Source organism: Catonella sp., from assembly GCF_052169795.1.
Taxonomy (GTDB): Bacteria; Bacillota; Clostridia; order Lachnospirales; family Lachnospiraceae; genus Catonella.
The window spans coordinates 1-9,549 of record NZ_JBQNBU010000075.1 but is presented as its reverse complement, the minus strand read 5'-3'; the positions used below and the strand labels follow the sequence as shown (position 1 = coordinate 9,549).

Below are 9,549 nucleotides of genomic sequence, written 5' to 3'. Positions count from 1 at the left end.
TAGCTTTCTATATTCGCTTTCTTTTAAAATTTTTAGGTAGTTAACTCTATTCTTAGTATCTTTCATTGTGAAGCCTCCTTTTTTGATAACTTATTTATGGCTTCATTTTAATGAAAAGCTACTAATAATATAATACGCTATTTGTACGCGTTAGGAAACAAAAACTTTCCTGATAGGAATTTATTACACGATTATAATAGTGTGGATTTGAGTGGATTAATTAAGTTATATATGCTAGAATGAAAAATATAGTTTTAGAGTTTGTATAAAGTGAGTATATATTACCTAGACAGATGAATTGAATATTTTTAAAGAAGGAGATGATGTGAAGTATAAGAATATAAAAAAAGAATGTGAAGAGCTATGGGCAAAAAATAAATATTATGTGCTGAGCAAATCGCATAAAACATACCTGGAGATAAGAGAATATTTGAAAGAAAAAGAAGTTGATATTTTATTTCTAAATGAAAAGATACAAAAAGTAAGGGAGATAAAAGAAAGCAAAAAAGATTTTAGTAATGCCATTCTTCATGTATGGGGATATTTCAAAAAAGAGGCAAGTGAAGTTGAAAAACAAGGATTGTTTAATATACTGGAAGAATATATGGAAGGGAAAAACAATCAGCAATCTGTTATTGAATATATTAATACTTTGCTAAAGAAATATCCAAATAAATATTTACAGGAATCTACTTTATTAACAGGAGGAAAAAATGAGACTATGGCATGAACAAATGATTCCCCTATTACCTAAAAATCAGCTTCTAGGTCAACATAGAGAATGTTGTGCACTTAGGGGAAATGGATGGATGAAGAAACATAGAACGGTAGATTATGTATTTTTATATTCTCCGTATCACTTATTTATGTATCATTCATTAGTTATGGATGAAATGGAAAAAAGAGGATATAAGGTTGCGATAGAGTGGAGAGATAAGAATTATAGAGGAAAGACAGCAGAAAATTACTACGATCTTGAAGAAAAAGTTATAGAAAGCCCAATTTACAAAGAGCATAATGCGGAATATCTGATTGAGTGTATAGAGAACTTGCAAAGAAAAGGTATAAAATTAGAACTATAAAAGTTTTAATTGTTTATACTACTACAACTCATTGTCCCCAAAGGGAGAGACGAGCCAATGATTCTATGGATTATTCCTGTTACTGTCTTGTATTTTATTGGGGAGTTGAAGGAGTCTATCCGAAGCTTGCTGCCCATACTTTTGTTGTTGCAGATGATTTGGATTCAAATTTGACGAGTATTTTTGACAGAAGCAAAATCAAAGAGCCGTCCGTATATCTTCATATTCCTTCAAATGTGGATTCAACAATGGCAGCAGTCAGAGTGAAAATTATGAAAAATATGCCTAGTGGACTGCTTTTGAGAATGCAATTCGAATTCGTAAAATTCCATTTGAAGCATTGCTTGAACAAATAGATGGACAGAGAAGCGATATTGATTTTAAAATTATTGAGAACAAAGATGATTTAATCGTATACTGTAAAAAAGTAGCAGGTACAGTAGGGTTAATGCTGGCACCGATGCTTAAGGGTGAGAAAGCAGATGAGAGATATGAACTTATTTGTGAAGACTTGGGAATTGCTATGCAGATTACAAATATCCTTAGAGATATCGGGGAAGATTTGAGAAACAGAAACAGAATCTATATTCCGCAGACTGTGATGGAAGACTACAGCATCACAAGAAAAGAATTGGAAGATATTTCCACTTTACCAACTGCTAAGCAAAAATGGAATTCATTTTTTCAACCGAATTTTAAGGTGAGTGACAAAATAGTTCATCTATGGGAAGAGATGGCGGGACTCTCAGAGTATTACTATGATGAATTTTATAAGCATTTATATATGTTCAGTTCAGATGCTCTCCTTCCGGTGACAGCTGCTGCTGTATTTTATCAGGCAATCTTAGACGAGGTAAGAAATAATAATTACAATTGCTTTACCCAAAGATGTTATACCAGCACTAAGAGAAAGGGTGATTTGCTGAAAATGGTATTGAGCAGAGTTGAGGAAGTCAAGAGGAAGAACTTTATTTCTTATTGAAAAGCGGAGTAAAAGGAGCTGTACACTAGTTCTTAGTGCGACAGCTCCTAATTTTTTGGAAACATTAAATTTATTAATTATTCTTCAGGAGGAAGCTCAATTCCTTTTGCTTTCTCAACCTTATGTTTATCATTATAAATCTTCTTGTGAGGTTTATATGAAAAAAGGTTATCAGAGTTTTATAGAACATACAGACAGTAAATTATCTAAGAATAAGATGTCGGAGAATGCCTTCTTCAAAACATATCAATTTTCATCAGATTTTGGAAAAGGCTATACTTCTATATATGATTTAGATTCTTATGCAAGTATTTGTATTGCAGAGCATTCATATAGCCAAGATTTTGAGTATGCAATTATGTCAGATGAAGGAGTATCCATACAACAGTATGATTCTATTGATTCAGACCGCAGTTATCCAAATGGAGATGTTTATTCAGGATTACAGTATATTGACTATACTCATGAAAATGAAGTGCAAAGATATATTATTAAAAAAGATACTCCTGCAAAAGTTATTGGTATTCAGCTAATGCCTGAGTATTATGAAGTATATCTAAAAAAAGAATTTGGTGTACAAGGTATTGACCTGAAAAATGTATTGCAAGCCTTCCCCAAAGGAATTAATATCCCGGAAATATCATATATTTTTAACCAGATTCGCAATTTCAAGGGAAATGAAATTAGCACAAAATTATTTTTTAAAAGCAAAATAGATGAGCTTACAGCAATCATTATACAAAAAGCTGAGGATTTAATTCATCTGTCTGCAAGAGTTTCGCAGGCAGATAGAAACACTATTATAAAAATTGTAGGGTATATAACAGAAAATCTTACTAAAAATTTTTCATTATCTGATTTAGCCACAGCTTCTTACATGAGTGTATCAAAATTCAAATATGTATTTAAAGCTGTGACAGGACAGACATTTTCAGAATATCTTATTCAGAAGAGAATGGAATATGCCTGCGAACTATTGATTCATAGCAACTTATATGCGGCAGAAATAGCTAATCTTGTCGGATATAAAAATGAAGGGAGCTTTTCAACTCAGTTTAAAAAATATATGGGTATGTTACCACGAGAATATCGGGTATCAAATCACCGTATTGTGGGCTGATTGAGTGATAAAATATGAGAGGAATGGAGAAAATTATCTTTAATAATACATAAAAAAAGACCTATTAAATAGATCTTTTAACCGCACAATGCGAACCAAGAGGCGATATCGGATAAATCCTTATTTGCACTCGCTTTGTTAATTCAATTACAGAATAACATATTTGTGGGAAAAGTCAATACAAGGTTTTAAATAAAAGGAGATAAGGCATGGAAAAGCAAGAATACTATTTGGGCTTGGATATGGGAACCGGCTCTGTAGGCTGGGCAGTAACAAATACCAAGTATGAGCTGCTTAGAAAAAAAGGAAAAGATATGTGGGGGATTCGTGAATTTGAAGAAGCAGATTCAGCAGCGGATAGACGTACTCATCGGGTTGACAGAAGGAGAAGGCAGCGTCAGGTTGCAAGGCTTGGTTTGTTAAAAAGCTATTTCGGTGATGCAATAGATAAAATTGATCCAAATTTCTTTATCCGCTTGGAAAACAGTAAATATTTTCTTGAGGACAAAGACGAGAAATTGAATTCAAAAAATGGAATCTTTGATGATGAAAATTATAAGGATGCTGATTATTATAAAAAATATCCAACAATCTTTCATCTTAGAAAGGCATTGCTTGACCTTGAAAATACTGGGGTAAAGTTCGATGTTCGCTTGGTTTACCTGGCACTTGCCAATATGTTTAAGCACAGAGGTCATTTTCTGTTAAATACAGAGGGAGATGCTTTAAGCACTGAGCAGGTAGATGTGGTATATCAGGAGGTTTTGGGTAAGTTTGAAAATGATTATGAGTTGATAATAGAGCGTAAGCCTGTTCAACAGGTAATAGACATTATAAGTAATTCTGATACCGGAAGAAAGAAAAAGCATGAAGAGCTTCAGGAATTATTCGGAGTAGTAAAAAAAGCTAAAAGCACAAATGAGTTGTTAAAGTGTTTATGTGGATTGAGTGTGAATGCAAAACTGATTTTTGATGAAAAAACAGAAGAGAAAGTGCCTCTGTGCTTTCACGATTTTGCTTATGCAGACAAGACAGCAGAGTTAATGGAACAATTAACTGAGGAAGAATATGCTATTATTGAGCAGCTTAAAAGTATCTATAACTATGCGGTTTTAGCAGGAACACTTAAAGGATATGATTACCTCTCCTGTGCCAGGGTGGAATTATATGAAAAGCATTGCAAAGATTTAAAGCTTTTAAAAATGTTGTTTCGTAAATACAAGACCAAGGAAGAATATGATAGGATGTTTCGTTCAAATGCAGACGGAACTTACTCAGCATACGTTAATTCCCTTAATTCAACAGATGCAATTGCAGAAAGCAATAAATACAGACGAAATATGAAGGGAAGAAAAGCGGATGATATATATTCAACAATAAAAAAGGCATTTAAGGATATTACAGATGATGAAGATATTAAGTATGTTATGGAAAAGATTGAAAAAGAACAGTTTCTTCCTAAACAGTTGACCAGTGCCAATGGTGTCATCCCAAATCAGGTACATAAAAAAGAAATGGAAAGAATATTAAAAAATGCCGAGAATTATCTGCCATTCTTAAAAGACAAGGATGAGAGCGGATTGACAGTTTCAGAGCGGATAATACAGCTTTTTACATTTCAGATTCCGTATTATGTAGGACCGCTTGGGGGGAATAGTAAAACCGGTTGGATTGTGAGGAAAGAAGAGGGGGCAGTTCTGCCTTGGAATATCAACGATAAAGTGGATATGAGTGCAACCTCAGAAGCTTTTATTGGTAACCTCATCAGAACCTGCACATATATTCAGGGTGAAAAGGTCATGCCAAAAGCATCCCTTGCCTATGAGAGGTATTGTGTGCTAAATGAAATAAATAACCTTTGTATTGACGGTGAACGATTGGATACAAAGTTAAAACAGCAAATCTATAAAGACTGTTTTATGAAGGGAAAGCGTATAACAAAGAAACAGCTTTGTTCATATCTGGTGGCACAAAGCTTAATAAGCTCTGAAGAACAGGTGACAGGAATAGATAAGACCATAAATAACTCTTTATCCTCTTATGGAAAAATGTATGCAATTTTTGGTGAACGCCTAAAAGAAGACACAATCCTTGCTACTGCAGAAGATATCATTTATTGGGGAACTGTTTTTGGGGACTCCAAAAAGATGTTAAAACAGCGGCTTACAAAGTATGTGGAGCAAGGTATATTAGATGAAAATCAGTTAAAAAGAATTATTGGATATAAATTTAAGGATTGGGGCAGATTCTCAAAGGCCTTGCTTACCCTTAGTGGATGTGATAAGTCTACAGGCGAGATTATGTCACTGGGACAGGCAATGTGGGAGTACAGTCTGAACTTTATGGAACTGATTAACAGTGATGATTTTACTTTCAAAGAAGAACTGGCAAAGCAGAGTACCGCTGCTATGAAGTCATTAAGCGAATTTACTTATGAAGATTTACAGGACAGCTATTTTTCGATACCGGTAAAGCGTATGATTTGGCAGACTTTGTTGGTTGTACATGAAATTGAGCAGGTAATGGGATATGCACCAAAGAGAATCTTTGTGGAAATGACCAGAACAGAGGAAGAAAAGGGTGATAAGGGTAGAAAAGCTTCGAGAGGCAACCAACTCTTAGAGCTTTATAAGAATATAAAGAATACAGAAAATCATAATTGGAAGCAGGAACTTTCAGAAGCAAATGAAAGCAGTAAATTAAGAAGTAAAAAGCTGTTTCTGTACTATATGCAGATGGGACGAGACATGTATACAGGTGAAGAGATAGACTTGGGCAGGCTGTATGATGACAATTTATATGATATAGACCATATTTATCCAAGACACTATGTTAAAGATGACAGCATTATGAACAATCTTGTACTGGTCAACATACAGGCTAATCAGCATATTAAAAAAGACCTCTATCCTATACCTGAACAGATAAAGGCAAATCCTAAAGTTCAGGAATTATGGAACGCTCTCCATAAACAAAAGTTAATTACAGATGAGAAATATACAAGACTTATATCCAATACTCCTTTTACAGAAAAACAATTGGGAGATTTTATTGCAAGGCAGCTGGTAGAAACCGGACAAGGAACAAAGGGGGTTGCAACCCTTTTGGAACAGTTATTTACAGACACAGATATTGTATATGCAAAAGCATCAAATGTATCAGATTTCAGACGGGACAACGGATTTTTGAAAAGCCGCCTTGTAAATGATTTTCATCATGCGCAGGATGCGTACCTGAACATTGTGGTTGGAAATGTATACTACACAAAATTTACGAGAAATCCATGGAATTTTATCCGCAAAGATTATGAGAAGGATAAGGAGAAGAATCGCTACAATCTGGCAAAGATGTTTGAATGGAATGTTATTCGTGGTAGCGAAACAGCTTGGATTGCAGAGAGAAAAGATGAGAAAGGGACTATCGCAACTGTCAGAAGAATGATGCAAAAAAATACACCTCTTATGACCAGAATGAACTTTGAGCAACATGGAGGCATAGCAAATGCAACCTTGTATTCTGCAAAGAAAGCAAAGCCTGAAAACTATCTTCCGCTAAAAACATCCGATTCAAGGATGAAGGATGTAACAAAGTATGGTGGGTTTACATCAGCGACCATAGCTTATTACTTTATTGTACATCATAAAGAGGGTAAAAAGGAGAATGTCACAATAGAAGGATTGCCTCTATATTGCAAGGAAAAGGTGGAGCAGGAGACGAACGGACTGGAGAGATACTGTGAAGAGGTACTGGGGTATGGTGAAGTGAATATCTTACGTAGGAAACTAAAGATTCAGTCACTTATTGAATTGAACGGATATCGCTTCCATTTGTCGGGAAAAACAGGAGATAGGTTGATTTTAAGAAATGCTATGAGCCTTTACCTGCCGGAAAATTGGGCTACGTACATTAAGAAGGTTGAGAAGGCTGTCGCATGGCAGATACTGGAGGACAAGATAACTACCGAACAAAACAATAGGCTGTATGACATACTGGCGGATAAACATACCAATTCGGTTTATGCAAAGCGTCCGAATGCCTTCGGACAGAAACTGTTGGAAGCTAAAGAGAAGTTTGTTGTGCTTGATCTGGAACAGCAATGTGAGGCATTATTACGGATATTACAGTTAACGAGGATTGGAATTACAGAGACAAATCTGAAATTAATCGGAGAGTCTGATAGATCGGGGATAATATCAATCAGTAAGCACTTAAAAGCAGCAGACAAGCCGGCAGTTATAAGTCAATCTGCAACAGGACTGTATGAAAAGAAAGAATGGATTTTCACTGAAAAAACGGACAGATAAAGGAGAGGGGTATGAGTTGGAGAACAGTGGTGATATCGAGTAATGCAAAACTGGATTATCAAATGGATTTCATTGTAGGTGAAAAGACAGGGGATGTTTTGACTACTACTGAAAGATTGGTAATATTATGAAAGCTATATATGCAAAGTATGGAATTGAGTTAGTTTTGGAAGAGAATCAGGTTATTACCCTTGTGGTTGAAAATCCACAGGTTATGAGTGATATGCTAAGGGATATATACAGACAGGTTAATGGAGAAGAGGGGGATGGAATTAGAGGTGGATGTAGCCGGATTGTTGAAGTTATATGGAGTAAAAGTAGAATCGGATGGAGCTGATGTATTAGAAAATCTGATTGATTATTTACGTGCAATAAGTTCTATATGTAATATTCATGTGGTTTGGATGCTGAATTTAAAACAATTTCTTACGGAAGAACAGGTAGAACAATTATATGAATTTTGTTTTTATGAAAAAATACACCTGATTAATCTGGAAGGTCAAAAAAATTATACTCTAAAACAGGAAAAATGTGTTATAATAGATAAGGACTTATGTGTAATTGATACATCTTTGAATTAACAACATTTCGCAAAATGTACTGCTTGGTGACGACATCAATGTTAATTTGAGGTTTGAGAGCTTTGTTAATTTAGAATGGTGTAAAACTTTACAGGAAATCAGTTTGTTATAGTATCAGTTTGAGAGCTTTGTTAATTCATATTCTATCATTATTTTCAAGCAGATAAAACTCATTTGAATTACTACTTGACATATATTCTCTTTAATAATATACTACCCTTTAGTTAGTTGAAACTAACTAAAGGTCAAGCTTGAAATTTATCGTAAAAGGAGAAGAAAGAAATTATATGAGAAAGACATTATTAGTTTTATTGCTTGGAGCTTTGCTTTTAACAGGCTGTGGGAAAACAGGAAGTTCAGGAGAGACTATCTCTCAGATGACAAAGAAGAAAGTAACAGTTACTACCTCATTTTTATATGATATGGTAAATCAGTTGGCAGGCGATATGGTAGATAAAGAACTTATCATTCCTGCCGGAGAAGATCCACACCTTTATGTGGCAAAGCCTGAGGATTTAAAGAAAATATCAGAAGCCGACATGGTGCTTTTCCATGGACTTCACTTTGAAGGAAAGATGCAGGAAGTGCTTGAAAAGAAAGGTTATGCAGTTGCATCAACATTTCCTGAAGATAAGGTTGGTAAAATGGAAGAGGATGGAAAAACCATAATAGATCCTCACTTTTGGTTTGATATTGACCTTTATAAAGAGGCTGCATCAAATGCGGGAGCAAAGCTTTCGGAGCTTTTACCTGAGAAAAAAGACGAGATAGAAAAAAATACCAAGGCTTATTTAGAGAAACTTACAGCCCTTGATGAAGAGAATAAAAAAGCTCTTGCAGAGATTCCTGAAAGTGGAAGATATCTGATTACACCTCACGATGCTTTCAATTATTTTTCAAGAAGATATAATATTGAAGTTGTAGCACCGCAGGGTGTAAGTACTGATTCAGAGGTTGCAAACAAAGACATAGATAAAACTGTGGATTTTATAGTAGAACATAAGGTAAAGGCGATATTTGCAGAGTCTACCACAGATCCTGCAAGAATGGAGAAGTTAAAAGAGGCTTGCAAGGCTAAGGGCTTTGATGTAAAAGTTGTAAGCGGTGAAGGAAACGAGCTTTTCTCAGACTCGCTTGCACCGGAGGGACAGAGTGGGGATACCTATATAGATATGTATAAGCACAATGTAAAATTAATTACAGAGAACTTAAAATAAGAAAGGAGTGGCAGGCATGGAAGAAGTCATAGTAAAGGTGGAGGATTTGACCATAGCCTACCACGACAAGCCTGTACTTAGGGATAATGACATAAACATAATAAAGAACTCCGTCACAGCCGTCATAGGACCTAACGGAGCCGGTAAATCTACTTTAATAAAGGGAATATTGGGACTTCAAAAGAAGCTTTCGGGTGAAATTTTGATTATGGGAGAGCCGCTTAAAAAGGTTCAGAAGAAAATAGCCTATATTCCACAGACTT

General features: G+C 35.0%; 10 protein-coding genes. All 10 read left to right on the top strand.

Annotated elements, in window-relative coordinates:
• Positions 1–325 precede the first annotated feature (325 nt).
• Positions 326–730 carry a YbgA family protein gene (locus tag ACTTKP_RS09660; protein WP_442553695.1) on the top strand — a complete coding sequence of 135 codons (405 nt, stop codon included), beginning with the start codon at positions 326–328 and terminating at the stop codon, positions 728–730.
• Complete coding sequence (locus ACTTKP_RS09655) at positions 714–1,082, top strand: TIGR02328 family protein (protein WP_442553694.1); 369 nt, start codon at positions 714–716, stop codon at positions 1,080–1,082. Before ACTTKP_RS09660 ends, ACTTKP_RS09655 begins: the two co-directional genes overlap by 17 nt.
• 65 nt (positions 1,083–1,147) lie before the next feature.
• Complete coding sequence (locus tag ACTTKP_RS09650; RefSeq protein ID WP_442553693.1) at positions 1,148–1,438, top strand: hypothetical protein; 291 nt, start codon at positions 1,148–1,150, stop codon at positions 1,436–1,438.
• Complete coding sequence (locus ACTTKP_RS09645; RefSeq protein WP_442553692.1) at positions 1,423–2,064, top strand: squalene/phytoene synthase family protein; 642 nt, start codon at positions 1,423–1,425, stop codon at positions 2,062–2,064. Before ACTTKP_RS09650 ends, ACTTKP_RS09645 begins: the two co-directional genes overlap by 16 nt.
• Positions 2,065–2,221: 157 nt before the next feature.
• Entirely contained in the window at positions 2,222–3,184 is a 963-nt protein-coding gene (locus ACTTKP_RS09640; RefSeq protein WP_442553691.1) for a helix-turn-helix domain-containing protein, read from the top strand.
• A gap of 209 nt (positions 3,185–3,393) precedes the next feature.
• Positions 3,394–7,488: a type II CRISPR RNA-guided endonuclease Cas9 gene (gene cas9, locus ACTTKP_RS09635; RefSeq protein ID WP_442553690.1), complete on the top strand. Its 4,095-nt coding sequence runs from the start codon at positions 3,394–3,396 to the stop codon at positions 7,486–7,488.
• A gap of 127 nt (positions 7,489–7,615) precedes the next feature.
• A complete protein-coding gene (locus tag ACTTKP_RS09630) occupies positions 7,616–7,825 on the top strand; it encodes a hypothetical protein (RefSeq protein WP_442553689.1) in 210 nt (69 codons plus the stop codon).
• Positions 7,755–8,069, top strand: coding sequence for a type II-A CRISPR-associated protein Csn2 (gene csn2 / locus ACTTKP_RS09625; RefSeq protein WP_442553688.1), 315 nt, complete (start codon positions 7,755–7,757; stop codon positions 8,067–8,069). The genes ACTTKP_RS09630 and csn2 overlap by 71 nt, the downstream gene beginning before the upstream one ends.
• A gap of 287 nt (positions 8,070–8,356) precedes the next feature.
• Positions 8,357–9,286, top strand: a complete 930-nt coding sequence (locus tag ACTTKP_RS09620) for a metal ABC transporter solute-binding protein, Zn/Mn family (RefSeq protein WP_442553687.1) — start codon at positions 8,357–8,359, stop codon at positions 9,284–9,286.
• Between the two features lie 16 nt (positions 9,287–9,302).
• On the top strand, positions 9,303–9,549 hold a 247-nt coding region (locus tag ACTTKP_RS09615), incomplete at its 3' end, for an ATP-binding cassette domain-containing protein (RefSeq protein ID WP_442553686.1).